Source organism: Ornithinimicrobium sp. INDO-MA30-4 (assembly GCF_021535045.1).
GTDB lineage: Bacteria > Actinomycetota > Actinomycetes > Actinomycetales > Dermatophilaceae > Ornithinicoccus.
Genome location: NZ_CP091056.1, coordinates 2293760 through 2307945 on the forward strand (window position 1 = coordinate 2293760; position 14186 = coordinate 2307945).

15 protein-coding genes and 5 pseudogenes are annotated in these 14186 nt (G+C 62.9%); 11 read left to right on the top strand and 9 right to left on the bottom strand.

Annotation, left to right across the window (positions count from 1 at the left end):
• The first annotated feature begins 53 nt into the window (after positions 1–53).
• From L0A91_RS13815 to L0A91_RS13835, 5 genes and pseudogenes are all read left to right on the top strand, one after another.
• Complete coding sequence (locus L0A91_RS13815) at positions 54–311, top strand: hypothetical protein (RefSeq protein WP_235244955.1); 258 nt, start codon at positions 54–56, stop codon at positions 309–311.
• Positions 218–699, top strand: a pseudogene (locus tag L0A91_RS13820) (MFS transporter). The gene L0A91_RS13815 and the pseudogene L0A91_RS13820 overlap by 94 nt, the downstream one beginning before the upstream one ends.
• The gene (locus L0A91_RS13825; protein ID WP_235244956.1) at positions 606–1145 is read left to right on the top strand and encodes a hypothetical protein; all 540 of its coding nucleotides are present in this window, start codon (positions 606–608) and stop codon (positions 1143–1145) included. The pseudogene L0A91_RS13820 and the gene L0A91_RS13825 overlap by 94 nt, the downstream one beginning before the upstream one ends.
• Positions 1142–1462: a hypothetical protein gene (locus tag L0A91_RS13830; protein WP_235244957.1), complete on the top strand. Its 321-nt coding sequence runs from the start codon at positions 1142–1144 to the stop codon at positions 1460–1462. The genes L0A91_RS13825 and L0A91_RS13830 overlap by 4 nt, the downstream gene beginning before the upstream one ends.
• Complete coding sequence (locus L0A91_RS13835) at positions 1459–2058, top strand: molybdenum cofactor guanylyltransferase (RefSeq protein ID WP_235244958.1); 600 nt, start codon at positions 1459–1461, stop codon at positions 2056–2058. The genes L0A91_RS13830 and L0A91_RS13835 overlap by 4 nt, the downstream gene beginning before the upstream one ends.
• On the opposite strand, the pseudogene moaA reads toward L0A91_RS13835, so the two are convergent.
• The 3 genes and pseudogenes from moaA to L0A91_RS13855 form a co-directional block, all read right to left on the bottom strand.
• Positions 2055–3040 (bottom strand): annotated as a pseudogene (gene moaA, locus L0A91_RS13840) (GTP 3',8-cyclase MoaA). The gene L0A91_RS13835 and the pseudogene moaA overlap by 4 nt on opposite strands.
• Before the next feature lie 71 nt (positions 3041–3111).
• A complete protein-coding gene (gene fdhD / locus L0A91_RS19220) occupies positions 3112–4584 on the bottom strand; it encodes a formate dehydrogenase accessory sulfurtransferase FdhD (RefSeq protein WP_311197845.1) in 1473 nt (490 codons plus the stop codon).
• A gap of 29 nt (positions 4585–4613) precedes the next feature.
• Positions 4614–6889, bottom strand: a pseudogene (locus L0A91_RS13855) (FdhF/YdeP family oxidoreductase).
• A 93-nt stretch (positions 6890–6982) separates the two neighbouring features.
• Between L0A91_RS13855 and L0A91_RS13860 the strand changes: the two are divergent.
• The 3 genes from L0A91_RS13860 to L0A91_RS19230 are packed head-to-tail and all read left to right on the top strand — an operon-like array spanning position 6983 to position 8260.
• Positions 6983–7696 (top strand): M50 family metallopeptidase, encoded by a 714-nt coding sequence (locus tag L0A91_RS13860; protein WP_235244960.1) that lies wholly within the window; start codon positions 6983–6985, stop codon positions 7694–7696.
• 43 nt (positions 7697–7739) lie between these two features.
• Positions 7740–8012: a DUF3817 domain-containing protein gene (locus tag L0A91_RS19225; RefSeq protein WP_311197846.1), complete on the top strand. Its 273-nt coding sequence runs from the start codon at positions 7740–7742 to the stop codon at positions 8010–8012.
• A complete protein-coding gene (locus tag L0A91_RS19230; RefSeq protein WP_311197847.1) occupies positions 7979–8260 on the top strand; it encodes a hypothetical protein in 282 nt (93 codons plus the stop codon). Before L0A91_RS19225 ends, L0A91_RS19230 begins: the two co-directional genes overlap by 34 nt.
• Here L0A91_RS19230 and L0A91_RS20055 read toward each other — a convergent pair.
• The 3 genes and pseudogenes from L0A91_RS20055 to L0A91_RS20065 form a co-directional block, all read right to left on the bottom strand.
• Positions 8250–8771: a hypothetical protein gene (locus tag L0A91_RS20055; RefSeq protein ID WP_397333737.1), complete on the bottom strand. Its 522-nt coding sequence runs from the start codon at positions 8769–8771 to the stop codon at positions 8250–8252. The genes L0A91_RS19230 and L0A91_RS20055 overlap by 11 nt on opposite strands.
• Positions 8687–8974 (bottom strand): pyridoxal-phosphate dependent enzyme, encoded by a 288-nt coding sequence (locus L0A91_RS20060; protein WP_397333738.1) that lies wholly within the window; start codon positions 8972–8974, stop codon positions 8687–8689. Before L0A91_RS20060 ends, L0A91_RS20055 begins: the two co-directional genes overlap by 85 nt.
• Positions 8892–9505, bottom strand: a pseudogene (locus L0A91_RS20065) (pyridoxal-phosphate dependent enzyme). Before L0A91_RS20065 ends, L0A91_RS20060 begins: the two are co-directional and overlap by 83 nt.
• Before the next feature lie 322 nt (positions 9506–9827).
• Between L0A91_RS20065 and L0A91_RS13875 the strand changes: the two are divergent.
• Both L0A91_RS13875 and L0A91_RS13880 read left to right on the top strand, forming a co-directional pair.
• Positions 9828–10595 carry a type I phosphomannose isomerase catalytic subunit gene (locus L0A91_RS13875; RefSeq protein WP_235244961.1) on the top strand — a complete coding sequence of 256 codons (768 nt, stop codon included), beginning with the start codon at positions 9828–9830 and terminating at the stop codon, positions 10593–10595.
• Positions 10511–11086, top strand: coding sequence for a hypothetical protein (locus tag L0A91_RS13880; RefSeq protein ID WP_235244962.1), 576 nt, complete (start codon positions 10511–10513; stop codon positions 11084–11086). The genes L0A91_RS13875 and L0A91_RS13880 overlap by 85 nt, the downstream gene beginning before the upstream one ends.
• 7 nt (positions 11087–11093) lie before the next feature.
• On the opposite strand, the pseudogene L0A91_RS13885 reads toward L0A91_RS13880, so the two are convergent.
• Together L0A91_RS13885 and L0A91_RS13890 are read right to left on the bottom strand one after the other, a co-directional pair.
• Positions 11094–12103, bottom strand: a pseudogene (locus L0A91_RS13885) (ATP-dependent 6-phosphofructokinase).
• 54 nt (positions 12104–12157) lie between these two features.
• A complete protein-coding gene (locus L0A91_RS13890; protein ID WP_235244963.1) occupies positions 12158–12565 on the bottom strand; it encodes a DUF2177 family protein in 408 nt (135 codons plus the stop codon).
• Positions 12566–12749: 184 nt separating this feature from the next.
• Between L0A91_RS13890 and L0A91_RS13895 the strand changes: the two genes are divergently transcribed.
• Positions 12750–13292, top strand: coding sequence for a biotin transporter BioY (locus L0A91_RS13895; RefSeq protein ID WP_220123238.1), 543 nt, complete (start codon positions 12750–12752; stop codon positions 13290–13292).
• A gap of 53 nt (positions 13293–13345) precedes the next feature.
• On the opposite strand, the gene L0A91_RS13900 is transcribed toward L0A91_RS13895, so the two are convergent.
• Positions 13346–14185 carry a hypothetical protein gene (locus tag L0A91_RS13900; protein WP_235244964.1) on the bottom strand — a complete coding sequence of 280 codons (840 nt, stop codon included), beginning with the start codon at positions 14183–14185 and terminating at the stop codon, positions 13346–13348.
• Position 14186: the final 1 nt, after the last annotated feature.

The window sequence follows — 14186 nt, forward strand, 5'->3', positions numbered from 1 at the left end:
CAGCACCGGCTGTCTGAATTTTTGGGGTGCCCTGATGGGAACATACTGACGAAGTGAGTGCACCCGAGTCTTTTGTGACCTACCGATCTCGCGCTGGCCGCGGGGTGATCGTCGCTGCGACGCTGGGCAGTGGCATGACCTTTTTGGACGCTACAGTCGTCAATGTCGCACTGCGCACTATCGGCGAGGATCTCGGCGCTGATCTGGCTGACCTGCAGTGGATCAGCAATGGCTACCTGTTGTCCCTGGCCGCGCTGATCTTGCTGGGCGGCTCGTTGGGCGACCGCTTGGGCGCCGTCGCATCTTTTTGATCGGAGTCGTCTGGTTTGCGGTGACATCCCTGCTCTGCGGGCTGGCGGTCAATCCTGAAATGTTGATCGTGGCCCGATTGCTTCAGGGGTTGGCGCCGCGATGGTGACTCCAGGGTCGCTGGCGATGATTCAGGGTGCCTTTGCTCCGAAAGATCGAGGGCCCGCGATTGGTGCCTGGACCGGGCTAGCTGCCATCTCGAATGCACTCGGTCCGTTTTTGGGCGGCTTCCTGATCGACTACGCCTCGTGGCGCTGGATCTTTTTGATCAACGTGCCGATTGCGGTGGCGACCGTTTGGCTGACGCGACGCTGTGCCCCGAAAGCCGCGACGAGCGGCGAGTGCCGTCGTTTGACGTGCTCGGTGCCCTGCTGGCCGCTGCCTCCTTAGCCGGTGTCACGTATGCGCTGATCGAGTGGGGGACGCCGACCGCGGTGATCTTGGGGTTGATCGGGCTGGTGGCCGCCGCCGCATTCATCGTGACCGAGCGGCTGGCCAAAAACCCGATGATGCCGCTGGAGTTGTTTGCTAACCGCACCTTCAGCGCCGCCAACATCGTCACCCTGCTCGTGTATGCGGCGATGGGGGCCATCTTCTTCTTCGTCGTGCTGCAACTGCAGACCGTGACCGGCTATTCGGCGCTCGCGGCCGGTGTCGCGACGCTGCCGATCACCGTGTGCATGCTGCTTCTGGCTGCGCCCGGTGGGAAGTTAGGCGCCCGGATTGGCCCACGGATCCCGATGACCTTTGGCCCCCTGGTGATGGCTGGTGGTATCTGGTTGCTGGCCGGGATTGGCGCTGACAGCACTTTGTCATCGACGTGCTGCCTGGCATGACGATCTTTGGGCTGGGGCTGGCATTGACCGTCGCTCCGCTGACCGCGAGTGTGCTGGCTGCGGCACCCGACCGTCGAGCCGGGATCGCCAGTGGCATCAACAACGCCGTGGCGCGCAGTGGCTCGTTGCTGGCGGTCTCTGCTTTGCCGCTGGTGGTGGGTCTGTCCGGGGATGACTACAACGTGCCCGCCGCGCTGGATGCGCAGTATGGTCTGGCCATGTGGATTAGTGCTGTCCTGCTGGCCCTTGGTGGTGTCATGGCCTGGTTCACCATCCCGGCCGGGATGCAGGAGATCGAAGAGAATGTCGGCGCATGAAGGTCAACGCGATCGTGCTGGTTGGCGGTGCCGGGCGCAGGCTGGGCGGCGTCGACAAAGCTGGTCTGCAGGTGGGTGGCGTGAGCCTTTTGGGGCGAACGCTCGGAGCCATCCAGCCCGTTACGGAGTCGGTTGTCGTGGTGGGGGAGACGGCTGAGCGTTCGAGCCTGCTCGCTTCGCTGCGTGAGGCCGTGACCTGGACTCAGGAGCGGCCCGCTGGTGGTGGACCCGTCGCAGGCGTGATCGCTGGGTTGAGTGCCGTGCAAGTCGATCGCGACTGGACCTTGCTTCTCGCTGTCGATCAGCCTGGGGTGAGGGCCGTGCTCCCGGCGCTGGTCGCAGCAGCCGAGCAGGCTGAGGTTGATGTCGAGGCAGTTGCGCCGATTGATGAGTCCGGGCGCACGCAATGGCTGCTGGCCGCATACCGTACTGCGGTTTTGCGTGAAGCGCTCAGTCAAGCAGGGACAGGGCACAATCAAGCGCTGCGGTCACTGCTCAAACCACTGCGTATGCAGGAAGTCGCGGTTGATCCCGCCGACCTGCGGGACGTCGATGAGTGGGTCGACGTGCAGGCCTGGCGAGAGCGTTTGAGCTAACCGCCGATTGCGCTCATCGGTCGGCCTGGCTGCAAGAAGCCAGGCTCGTTAATGCCGTGACCAGGCAACTTAGCGCCGATGCTGGCGCGGAACAGGTCCGCCAACTCTTCGTCGCTGGCGCCTTCGCGCAGGGAGTGCGCAGATCGGTCTCATTTTGTGCGAAGAGGCAGTTGCGAAGTTGGCCATCAGCGGTCAGGCGCACGCGGTCGCAAGTGCCACAGAACGGCGACGTCACCGAAGCGATCACGCCCACCTTGGCTGGGCCACCGTCGACAAAGAACATCTCAGCGGGCGCATTGCCGCGGACCGGCACCGGGGTCAACTCAAAGCGGGTCTCCAGGCGGTCGCGGATTTCCTGGCCCGTGACCATCGACTCGCGGTGCCAGGTGTGGCCAGCGTCGAGCGGCATCTGCTCAATGAAGCGCAACTCGTAGCCATGCTCCAACGCGAACTCCAGCAGGTCAGGGGCCTCGTGGTCATTCACGCCGCGGAGCAACACGGTGTTGAGTTTGAGCGGAGCTAAGCCCGCATCGGCGGCAGCCTTGATGCCATCCAGGGTGTCCTGGAAGCGGTCTCGACGGGCCATCTTTTTGAAGGTGTCGTCGTTGAGGGTGTCGAGGCTGACGTTGACCCGAGTCAGACCAGCCGCAACGAGAGCTTCGGCGTTTTTGGTCAGACCCAGCGCGTTGGTCGTCATCGACACCTCTGGAGAGGGATCGAGCGCGGTCATGCCAGCGACGACATCGACGAGGTCACGACGCAACAACGGTTCGCCGCCAGTCAGACGGACCTCGTCAATCCCCAGCGAGACGGCAACGCTGGCTAGGCGCAGCAGTTCCTCGGTGGTCAGCATCGTGTTCTTTTGCAGCCACGGCACGCCTTGCTCGGGCATGCAATATGTGCAACGCAATGAGCAGCGGTCGGTCAGCGAGATCCGCAGATCGCGGTGGACACGATCGAATCGGTCAATCAAAGTCTGCATTTAGTGATCCCATCCAATAACCATGGCCAGCAGGTGCGGCAGCAGGGGAGCAAGTGCTTCCATAGATTGATTTACGGCTTTGAGGCTTCCAGGCAGGTTGACCACCAGGGTGCCAACACTGCCTTCGGGTGCATCAGGGCTTGGGTCGACGACGCCCACGACGCCGCGGGACAGCACAGCCAGCGGCGTGTATTGCTCTCCGTGCCGGCGCAAGTGCTCGGCAACACTTTCCATCTCACGCGTGATAACAGCCCGAGTGCCTTCGGGGTGAAATCGCGTGGCGCGATGCCAGTGCCGCCGGTGGTGACGATCAGCCGAGCGCCATCGGCCACAGCGGTGCGCAATGCTGACTCGACCGACTCGGCCCCGTCGGGAATCACGATCGGCCCACTGACGGCATACCCCGCAGTGCTGAGTAGTTCGACCAGGGCAGGGCCGGAGGCGTCTTCGCGCTCACCGCGACTTGAGCGATCCGAGACGGTGATGACGAGCGTTGGAGTTTCGGGTGTCGACATTAACCCCATGGTAGGCGCGACTGCTGGATAAAGACCTTTCGAGTCCCTAACGCCTCCCACCCAAGCCCTCGCCCAAGTCCTGGCGGCCGCAAGCGCGAATCGCAGAAAGTCCCGGTGTTCGCACGAAATAACACGCGACCACCGGGAGAAAGTGCGAATCGCCGCCCGGAGGGGGCTGCCTCGGTCAGGTGATGCGCTCTGGGGTGTGTAGACATTGCAGGTCGAGCCGCGCACAAAGCCAGCCAGCGTCATACCGGCATGTTGTGCCGTCGCGACCGCCAGCGAGCTCGGTGCCGAGACGGCCGACAGCACGGGTATACCAGCCAGATAAGCCTTTTGCACGAGCTCAAACGAGACTCGGCCGCTGACCTGCAAAACTGTCTCGCGCAGAGGCAACCTCTCGGCCTGGATAGCCCAGCCAATCACCTTGTCGACAGCGTTGTGCCGCCCGACATCTTCACGCACGACTAGCGGCTCACCATCAGCCGTGAACAGCCCAGCCGCATGCAACCCGCCGGTCCGGTCGAAGGCCTTCTGCTGTTTGCGGAGCTCATCAGGCAGCGAAAGGAGAATCTGCGCCGACATCTCCATCTGACTAGCCGACAGATTAAACGGCGCCCGGATGTCGAGGGCTTCGATGCTGGCCGTGCCGCAGACGCCGCATGAACTGGTCGTGCCAAATGAACGCTGCTTGCCTGCGGCAATCGGGTCGGGCACTCCCTGCGCCAAGTCGATCTCGATCACGTTGTAGGTGTTGACCTCGACCCCCAGCCCCTCATCAGCCACAGAGCCTGCGCAATAGCGAGCGCCGTCGATGTCCGTGCGCCCAGTGATGATGCCTTCGGCATACAAAAATCCATGCAACAACTCGATGTCATCACCAGGCGTGCGCATTGTGACGGTTAGCGGCGTCGATCCAATCCGCAACTCCAGCGGCTCCTCGACGGCGACCGTCTCTGGCCGAGCCCGACGAACGCCGCGGTCAACATCAATGCGCACCGTGCGGTGGCGTGCGGTCACTCGTCCCATAGGTCCAGTCTCTCAGGGGCCCGGCGTGCTCAACGCTGCGGCAATGCTCCGGTATGCACGGAAGCCTCGAGCCGGACCACCACTGACTTGCTGGTCGGAGTTTGCGACCGCTCAGCCGTCGAGTCCAGCGGCACCAACACATTCGCCTCGGGGAAGTACGCAGCCACGCACCCCGGTGCCGTTTCTGGGTAGTCGATGAGCGCGAAAGCCATCCCGCGCCGCTCTTCGATTTCGCCGGAGGGCAGTGGCCACTCCGAGATAATGTCGATCAGTGCGCCCTCCTCAAACCCCAGTTCAAAGCGGTCGATTGGGTTGATGAAAAGCACTCGGCGCTCGCCGTGCACCCCGCGGTAGCGGTCATCCAGGCCATAAATCGTGGTGTTGTACTGATCGTGACTGCGCATCGTCTGCAGCAGCAACCGTCCCTGCGGCACATCAACCCTGCTCAGCGCATTCACGGTGAGCCGCGCCCTGCCAGTCTCGGTCGCAAATGTCCGGGAGTCGCGAGGCCCATTCGGCAGGACAAACCCACCAGGCTCCTGGGCCCGCCGCTCATAGTCGGCAAACCCTGGCACAACGGCCTCGATATGGCTCCGGATCACGCCATAGTCAGCCCGCATCGCAGCCCAATCAACAGGCGAATCCGTCAGCAGGTGCTCAGCAATCGAGACCACGATGTCGACTTCACTGCGCAGATGCGGACTGGCTGGCTTCAACCGGCCCCATGACGCATGCACCATGCTCATCGAGTCCTCGACGCTCACGAACTGCTCATGACCACCAGTTTCATCCTTCTCGGTGCGCCCGAGCGTCGGCAGGATCAACGCCTGTTTGCCGGTGATCGCGTGTGAACTATTCAGCTTGGTGGACACCTGAACCGTCAGGTCGGTCTGCGTCAACGCCGCTTCGGTCGCCGCCGAGTCAGGGGTGGCCCGGACAAAATTGCCACCCATTCCCATAAAGAACCGGCCCTTACCATCGCGCATGGCCCGAATCGCATCCACCACGTCGACGCCATGCTTGCGCGGAGCCTGGATCCCGGTCCTGTCATCAAGTCGCTGCAGGAACCACTCTGGCGAGCGCTCCCAAATGCCCATCGTCCGATCACCCTGGACGTTTGAGTGCCCACGCACTGGGCAGGCACCTGCACCTGGCCGGCCAATGTTGCCGGTCAGCAGCAGGACGTTGATGACTTCGCGCAGCGTGGGCACCGAGTTCTTGTGTTGAGTCAGCCCCATCGCCCAACAGATGATCATCGAGTCGGCCGCGATCACCTGCTCGGCAACCTGCTCAATCTCGGCGCGGCTCAGCCCACTGCCCGCTTCCAGGTCAGCCCAAGCCAGGCTCGCATAGTGACCCCGCAAGGCCTCGAACCCATCGGTGTGTTCGGCGATGAACTCGTGGTCCACAACGCCACCGCGCGAGTCATCCGCCTCGACCAAAAGCTTGCCGATCCCAGCAAAAAAGGCCAGGTCGCCGTTGACCCGGATCTGGCAATACTGATCAGCCAGGTCAGTCCCACTGCCGATCACGCCCGACGGCTTCTGCGGATTCTTAAACCGCTTCAGGCCGGCCTCCACCAGCGGATTCACCGCGATGATCCGGCCGCCGCCCTTCTTCACCTTCTCCAGCGCACTCAGCATCCGCGGGTGATTCGTGCCCGGGTTCTGCCCCGCCACGATGATCAAATCGCTGGTCTCAACGTCCGTCAGCGTGACGGTCCCCTTGCCTACGCCGATGGTTTCGCTCAGCGCCTCACCACTGGACTCATGGCACATGTTGGAGCAGTCCGGCAGGTTGTTGGTGCCAAAGGCCCGCACCATCAGTTGGTATGCGAAAGCCGCCTCATTCGAGGTCCGTCCAGAGGTGTAGAAGATCGCCTCGTCGGGGCTGTCCAGCCCGCGTAAGGTGCTGGCGATCAGGTCAAAGGCTTCGTCCCACTGGATGGGCTCATAGTGCGTGCCGCCTTCGCGCAACACCATCGGCGCGACCAAGCGGCCTTGCTGGCCCAGCCAATAGTCAGAGCGGCCCGCTAAATCAGCAACCGAATGCTGCGCAAAAAACGCCGGTGTCACCCGATCAGTGGTGGCTTCCTCAGCTACAGCCTTAGCGCCGTTTTCACAAAACTCGGCAGCGCTGCGGTGCTCAGGGTCTGGCCAGCACACCCTGGGCAGTCAAAGCCGCCGTTTTGGTTGAGCGCGGTCAGGGTCAACGCGGTGCGCTTCACACCCATCTCGACCAAGGAGTTCTTCATCGCATAGGCAACGCCCGGCACGCCAGCAGCCCAGTCTTTTGCCCCGCTCATGTCAGCCAACTCATAGACTCACCATGCCTCATTCACCGCGTAACGGGCTAGTGTTTTGCCCATGTCGAGTAACAGCCAGCCCTCAGGACCGCTGTGCTCGATGTCCTAAGCCAAATCTGGGAGCGTTCCACCGGCACTCAAGCGCCACTGTCGCTGACTATTACGACGGTGCTGGCCCTGGTGGCGCTCGTCCTCGTGGGAAGCCCATCGACGTATCGGATCGCTCGGCACGGCATCACCGTCGTGCACGAAGCCGGTCACGCCGTCGTGGCGCTGATGGTGGGTCGAAAACTGGCGGGCATCCGAGTGCATTCCGACACCTCAGGCCTCACCGTCTCTTCTGGCAAACCGCGCGGGCCCGGCATGGTGGCCACACTGATCGCGGGCTATCCCGCGCCGGCCGTCTTTGGCCTCGTCGCCGCTTATCTCCTTTCCCAGGGGTATGCCGTGGGGTTGCTGTGGTTCTTGGTCCTCGCCGCGATCGTGATGACTCTGGCCATCCGCAATGTCTATGGCGGCCTCACCATGTTGGCGATCACGATTCCGTTGGCCTGGGCCAGTTGGTCATTGCCAGCGACGACGCTGAGTTGGCTCGCCTACCTTCTGACCTTCTTGCTGCTGCTGGGAGCCCCACGGGCCGTGCTGGATATGGCGGCGATCGGCAAACGGGGGCACCAAGCAGGGTCGGACCCGGGCCAACTGGCGCGACTCACGCATACCGTGCCGGGGTTGTGGGTCGGATTGTTCTTGGCGAGCAGTTGTGGCTGTGCCGCCCTGGGGGTCTTTCTCCTCATCTCGGCGGCTTAGGCTAGTTCTCGTAAGCGGCAATGGGGCCGGGCACCAAGCCGCAATGACCGCCCCACGCAAATGGAGGTTCCGTGACACCCCGCCAGTTTTTCGCACCGTGGCCCTCGCCGAGGCCGTGACCTGGACCTTGCTGTTGATCGGCATGTTTTTGAAGTACGTCACCAAGACAACTGATCTGTTGGTCACCATCGGTGGCGGCCTGCACGGCTTTGTCTTTCTCGCCTACATTGCGACCACGTTGATGGTCTCCTGGACCAGCGGTGGACCGGCAAGCAGACACTCATGGGCCTGGCCAGCGCCATACCGCCGTATGTGACGATCCCGTTTGAACGGTGGGCGCAGCGCCGTGGGTTGCTCAAGTCGAAGTGGCGTCTGTCCGGAGCTAAGCCGCGCGGTGGCCCCGAAAAGCTCGTGACCGGTGTGCTGCAGAGCCCCTTCGTCGCTGCGGCCATTGCCATCGTCGGCCTGGGGGTTCTGTTTGCCGTGATGGTCTCGCTAGGCCCGCCCACCGAGTGGGGGAGTGTAGCCGCCCGTCACCGGGAGTGCAGGCCCGCTAGAGGATGAACCGGAACAACGGGCTGTCCGGCGGGATTTGTTCGACCTGCATCCTGGAGGCGTCCATCCGCGCCAGCAGCGGAGCGAGGTCCTCACGGCGGCCAAGCTCAATACCGACCAGCGCTGGACCGGTCTCTCGGTTGCTGCGCTTGACGTATTCAAAGAGCGCGATGTCGTCGTCTGGGCCAAGCACCTCGGACAAAAATGTTCGCAGAGCGCCAGGCTCCTGCGGGAAGTCCACTAAGAAGTAGTGTTTGCGCCCTTCGTGGACAAGTGCGCGCTCCATCACCTCGGGGTAGCGCAGCACGTCATTGTTGCCACCGGACAGGATCGCCACGACGACCTGGCCAGGCTGCAGATTAAGGGCCTCCAGCGCCGCAGGCGCCAGCGCCCCGGCTGGCTCGGCCACAATCCCTTCCGTTTGGTAGAGAGCGATCATCTCGACTGAAACCCGGCCCTCGCTGACCGAGAGCACTTCAACACCGGCAGCTTGAGCGACCGGGAAGGTGTGATCGCCCACTCGGCGCACGGCGGCGCCATCAACGAAGGGGTCAACCTAGGCAGCATGACCGGCCCGCCAGCGTCCAACGCAGCCCGCATGCTGGCCGCACCGGCTGGCTCGACTCCAACGATTCGCACCTCAGGATGTCGCTGCGAGAGGTAGGTAGCCGCTCCAGCCAGGAGCCCACCGCCACCAACCGGCACAACGACAACGTCTGGCACCTGGGGAGATCTTCGATGGCTTCACGCACAACGGTGCCTTGACCAGCGATCGTCCACGGGTGGTCAAAGCTGGCACCAAAGTGCTGCCGGTGGTTGCGGCGTAGTCGCTAGCTGCTGTCGAGGCGGCGTCGTAGGTATCGCCCCCAACGACGACATCAACATAGGAGCCGCCCAGGGTCGCTACCCGATTGCGCTTCTGCCGTGGCGTGGTTCGGGGCAAATAGATACGGGCCTGGACGCCCAGTTGCGCACAGGCGAAAGCAACCCTTGGGCGTGGTTGCCGGCGCTCGCACAGACGACTCCGGCCGCCTTTTGCTCATCACTCAACTGGTCAATCAGGTTGGTGGCGCCCCGGCTCTTGTAGGAGCGAACTTCCTGTTGGTCTTCACGCTTGAGCCATACGTGTGCTCCGGTGTTGCGCGATAGCCGGTGGCTGTAGGTCACGGGCGTATGCGTAATTCGCCCGGTGAGGCGCTTGGCAGCGGCGTCAATGTCGGCAGCGGTTACCGGCGTTTGTGGCGCAAGGGTCATGCGCTCAGCGTGTCACACCTGACGCGGGGGAAAGTTGCCCGCCATGCACCGCCTGGTTCACTGGCGTCATCTCTTGGTGCCCCCTGAAAATTGTCGGGTAGCCAACCGGTTGCCGTCTAGTTGGTTTGTGCGCTCTCACTGGGGCGATGACGACGAAGCATTGAACGGCCCACAAGCCCCTGATGCGCCCGTGGTGGTGCAGCGTGGCTTATGGGCTTCCATGTGTGGATAACGTGTCCGAGCCCATTCCGCTTTCGCGCTTAGAATAAGGGTCGTTCAACGAGCATCCCCTGTGCTCGCAGATTCCAGAGGACGTGAGTTGATGGACCCCGCTGATTCGCTGACTTCGGGGACCCCACAGGCAGTAAACCAATCGGGTCCCACGTGGTTTCCGGTCTATCCCCTGACTAACCCCATTCGCCATTATGCGTGGGGCAGCGCCGAGTTCATCCCGCGTTTGCTGGACTTGCCCTACACCGGCGAACCACACGCAGAAGTATGGGTCGGGGCCCATCCTGCTGATTCTTCCTGGGTGAATTCAGGCCTGAGTTTGGCGCAGCGAGTTGTTCTGGATCCGCAAGCAGTGCTCGGGTCAAGAGTTCGGGCGCAATTTGGCGACCGACTTCCGTTTTTGCTGAAGATTCTGACCGCTGCACAACCGCTTTCGTTGCAGGTGCACCCCGATGACGAGCAGGCAGCGGCCGGGTTTGCCGCTGAAGAAGCTGCTGGCCTGGATATTCGCGATCCAGGTCGGCGCTATCACGACCCCTTTGGCAAGCCGGAAATGATTGTTGCGCTGACCGACTTTGAAGCGCTCAGTGGGCTCCGGCCGCTCGCTTCAACACGACTATTCTTTGACCAACTTAAGGTCGATCACCCCGATTGGCGAGGTCTGAGGGAGTTACTCGCTGGCGACGACGGCGCGGAGAAGTACCTGCGCAGGGTGTTGGGGGAACGGCAATGGGCTGGCGGCCTGGTGGAGTCCGTGGCACAGGCGTGCAAGGGGTGGATTCAGCCGAAGCCAAGACGATTCTCGACCTGGCGGTGCGCTACCCAGCAGACAGCGGTGTCTTGGTGGCCATGCTGCTGAATCGCATTAGCCTCAAGCCCGGCGAGGCGATATATGTTGGGCCCGGTGACCTGCATGCCTATCTCTGCGGTGCTGGCGTCGAGATTATGGGCTCATCCGACAATGTCCTGCGCGCGGGGTTGACCAGCAAGTTTATCGACCCCGATGAATTGCTGAGCTTGACGGACATCAAGCCTCGCCCACCCCGGTTCGTTGGGGCAGAGCGAATTAGCTTGATGACTCACTACGAGTGTCCGGCGCAGGAGTTTCGCCTCGATGCCGTGGATCTTGGGCCGGAAGAGACGACGTTGACGCTGCCCTGCGATGGACCTGCGGTGGTGCTTATCGTCGATGGCTCAGCAGAAGTCGTCTCAAGCCGTGGGGTCATCGTTCACTTGCACCGGGGCCGGGCGGCGATGGTTGAAGCGTGCGCTGGCGATGCAGTGACGCTGCGTGGTCACGGCACCGCCTTCGTGGCGCGGGCCTGGGCGCGAGGCGCGCCACATACCTAGGGCGTGATTAGCCGAACAGGATCGCGGCTTCGTCCCAAGCGTGCCGGGGAACGAGTTTGAGCTCGCTGGTGGCATCGCGCAGGTTCACGGTGCCGATCTCCATGCCGACGAGGTTGACCATGACGCCCCACTCGCCGCGGCTGACGGTGTCAATGGCTGCGGTGCCAAAGCGGGTTGCCAACACCCGATCGTATGCGGTGGGCACGCCGCCGCGCTGCAGGTGACCCAGAGTGGTGGATCGGGTCTCCAGCGACGTGCGCGATTCGATCTCCAATGCCAGGTGATCGCCGATGCCCCCAAGCCGTGGGCGGCCAAGGCATCCAACCCGCGCAGCGACACTGCTTCGCCTTCGCCCTCGGGGACAAAACCCTCTGAGACGACCACTACAGGGGCCCGACCACGATCGTGGGTGCTCGTCATCCAAGACGCGATCTGGTCCATGCCGACGTGGACTTCGGGGACCAAGATGGCGTGCGCGCCAGATGCGAGACCGGCGTGCAGCGCAATCCAACCGACGTGTCGGCCCATGACCTCAACCACCATGCAACGGTGATGGGATTCGCCGGTGGTGCGCAGACGATCAATGGATTCGGTGGCGATGGCGACGGCTGTGTCGAAGCCGAAGGTGACGTCGGTGGCCGACAAGTCATTGTCGATCGTCTTGGGGACGCCGACCACGTTGATGCCCTCGTCGTGCAGCATACGAGCCACGGTCAACGTGCCCTCGCCGCCGATGGCGATCAAAGCGTCCATGCCGTGATTGGCCATCACCTGCTTGACCCGTTCAGTGCCACCGTGCGCAAAGGGGCTGGTGCGCGAGGTGCCCAGGATCGTCCCGCCCTGCTTGGACAGGCCACGCACATCGTGACGCGGCAGGTCAAAAACGTCGTCTTGCACGAGGCCGCGCCAGCCGTCGCGGATGCCGACAAACGTGTGTCCGTAGATGCGATCGCCCTTCATCACCGCACCGCGAATCACCGCGTTGAGGCCGGGGCAATCTCCGCCACTGGTCAGGATTCAATCTTCACGTTCCTAGTTTGAGGGGAAGCGTGCCCAGGGCGCTAATCAGCGCTAGTTAAACCAGGGCAGCGCGCGGATCACCAAGTAGGTACCGCCACTGGAGATGGCGGTCGCGAGCGTGCCCCAGGCCATGTCAATCGCCACGATCGAAGCGGGGTAGCCCTTGAGGACGGCCAGCGCGGTTAGGTTGTAGGTGGCGTAGGCAAAGAAGCCGAGGAATGCTCCCGCGAGCACGGCCTTGCCAAACGAGCCTTCGGCGAGCGCGGGTTGGGTCGCAAAGTAGGTGATGCCCGCCACGTAGATGACGTAAAAAATCAGTGCGGCCACCATGTTGAACTCTGGCTTGAGAATCGAGCCCATGCGCTCGTCATACAACGGCCGACCGACCCGGCCTAGCCAGAAGAAGTCGAGGATGCCAAAGATGATGCCGGTGACGACAAGGGAAGCGATGACGTTCATGACGAGGCCTTTCGTGGGGTGGGGCGTTGGCTAGATCCTATGAGCCCGGTCGTGGCGCTACCGCCTGGGGGCCAGATGTCGCTACTGTGGCGGGGACGTTCCCTTCAACTAGCAGGAGGCTGCTCGTGAGCACCGCCGCATTGCCCGTCAGCCTGTCCTGGCCGACCGGCTCATCAGCCGCAGTATGGCCACTGACATCGTCTTGGTGATGGTTGGTGCCATCACGGTCGGCGTTTTGGCCCAGGTGACTATCCCGCTGTACCCCGTCCCGATCACCGGCCAGACCCTGGCTGTCCTCTTGGTCGGTGGAAGCTTGGGTATGCGACGCGGCGTGGCCGCACTCGGCACCTACACGGCCGTCGGCCTGGCTGGCGTGCCGTGGTTTGCGGAGTTCGGTGGTGGCGCTGCCTACCTGCTGAAGCCCTCATTTGGCTACATCATCGGCTTCATCGTTGCTGCTGGCGTGATCGGCTGGCTCGCTGAGCGTGAGTGGGACCGGCGCCCAATGCTCTCGATGGCCGGCTTCGGCCTCGCAAGTCTGGTGCCTTTCATCTTTGGTCTGCCCTACCTTGCGATGATCACCGGCCAGCACGACATCACCACCGTGCTGACGCTCGGGTTCTACCCCTTCATTGCTGGTGGCATCGTCAAGTGGCTGATTGCTGCAGCGATTTTCCCCGCCGCGTGGAAGATGATCCGCAAGGTCGACGCGAGCAAGCAAGACTGACTTCGCATTGTAGGGCGGGTAGTAGGCCAGGTGGCCCGCTACCCGCTCTTGCGTTATTTGGCCGCTTTGACGGCCTTTGCCGCAGCATCTCGGGCATTGCTTGCCTCGTTCAGACGTTGCTGAGCGGCGTGCAGGAGGCGGCTTGATTGGAGCACCTCGGCCTCTGCACGGGCCATCTCGCGCTCTGCCTCGGCCAGCGCCTTCGCTGCCGAGGTTCTCGCCTGTTCGGCCTCGCGATCTCGTTGAGCCTTAGCTTCCTGGATCCGTCGTTGTCTTAGGTCTGGGCCCTCGTCTAGCTCATGAGCCTCGTCTGCGTCGCTTTGTCCACCACCCACGATGGCGGTCAATACGGTTCCCGTGCTGGTGCGCGCCGCGGCTTGAGTCACGTCGACCTCGCCAAAACCTGAATAGCTCAAAGTGCGAGTCAACATGCCCGATAGCACCACCTCTTGAGCGGCAGCATCGGCGAAGGCAGCGATCAGGCTGTCTCGCACAGACTGCTTGAGGGCATCGGACAATGGCCCGTCGCTGACCGCCCCGATGGCTTGCAGGGTTGCCTCAATGACGGCATCGCGCTGAGGGCGCAGTTTGGTCAGCGATGCCGTGTCCATGGCTGACTGTGCGTGCCGCAAGTGAGCCCCAACTTCGGCAATGTCGGCCAACACCGGGTGCTGTGCGTGCACCACTCTGTTCAGGGCGTCTGCGCCTTGCGTTGGCTTGCGCAACGCGGTGATCTCTAGCGCCAGACTCTTGTGGCCATCGGCACGAGCATCCTTGGCCGCTGCCTTTCGCGTCGCGACGAAGTCCTGGGGTGCAGAACGATAAATTTCCGCCGCGGCGTTCGCCAGCGCTACCTCATCCGGTGACTGGTCATCCTCAGCCGCGCGAGGCATA

Bases quoted from the DNA above. Each gene is read 5' to 3' on its own strand.
- L0A91_RS13830 (WP_235244957.1), top strand. From the start codon at position 1,142: ATGACGATCTTTGGGCTGGGGCTGGCATTGACCGTCGCTCCGCTGACC.
- L0A91_RS13835 (WP_235244958.1), top strand. From the start codon at position 1,459: ATGAAGGTCAACGCGATCGTGCTGGTTGGCGGTGCCGGGCGCAGGCTG.
- fdhD (WP_311197845.1), bottom strand. From the start codon at position 4,584: ATGGGACGAGTGACCGCACGCCACCGCACGGTGCGCATTGATGTTGAC.
- L0A91_RS19225 (WP_311197846.1), top strand. From the start codon at position 7,740: ATGACCGCCCCACGCAAATGGAGGTTCCGTGACACCCCGCCAGTTTTT.
- L0A91_RS19230 (WP_311197847.1), top strand. From the start codon at position 7,979: ATGGGCCTGGCCAGCGCCATACCGCCGTATGTGACGATCCCGTTTGAA.
- L0A91_RS13875 (WP_235244961.1), top strand. From the start codon at position 9,828: ATGGACCCCGCTGATTCGCTGACTTCGGGGACCCCACAGGCAGTAAAC.
- L0A91_RS13890 (WP_235244963.1), bottom strand. From the start codon at position 12,565: ATGAACGTCATCGCTTCCCTTGTCGTCACCGGCATCATCTTTGGCATC.
- L0A91_RS13895 (WP_220123238.1), top strand. From the start codon at position 12,750: ATGGCCACTGACATCGTCTTGGTGATGGTTGGTGCCATCACGGTCGGC.
- L0A91_RS13900 (WP_235244964.1), bottom strand. From the start codon at position 14,185: ATGCCTCGCGCGGCTGAGGATGACCAGTCACCGGATGAGGTAGCGCTG.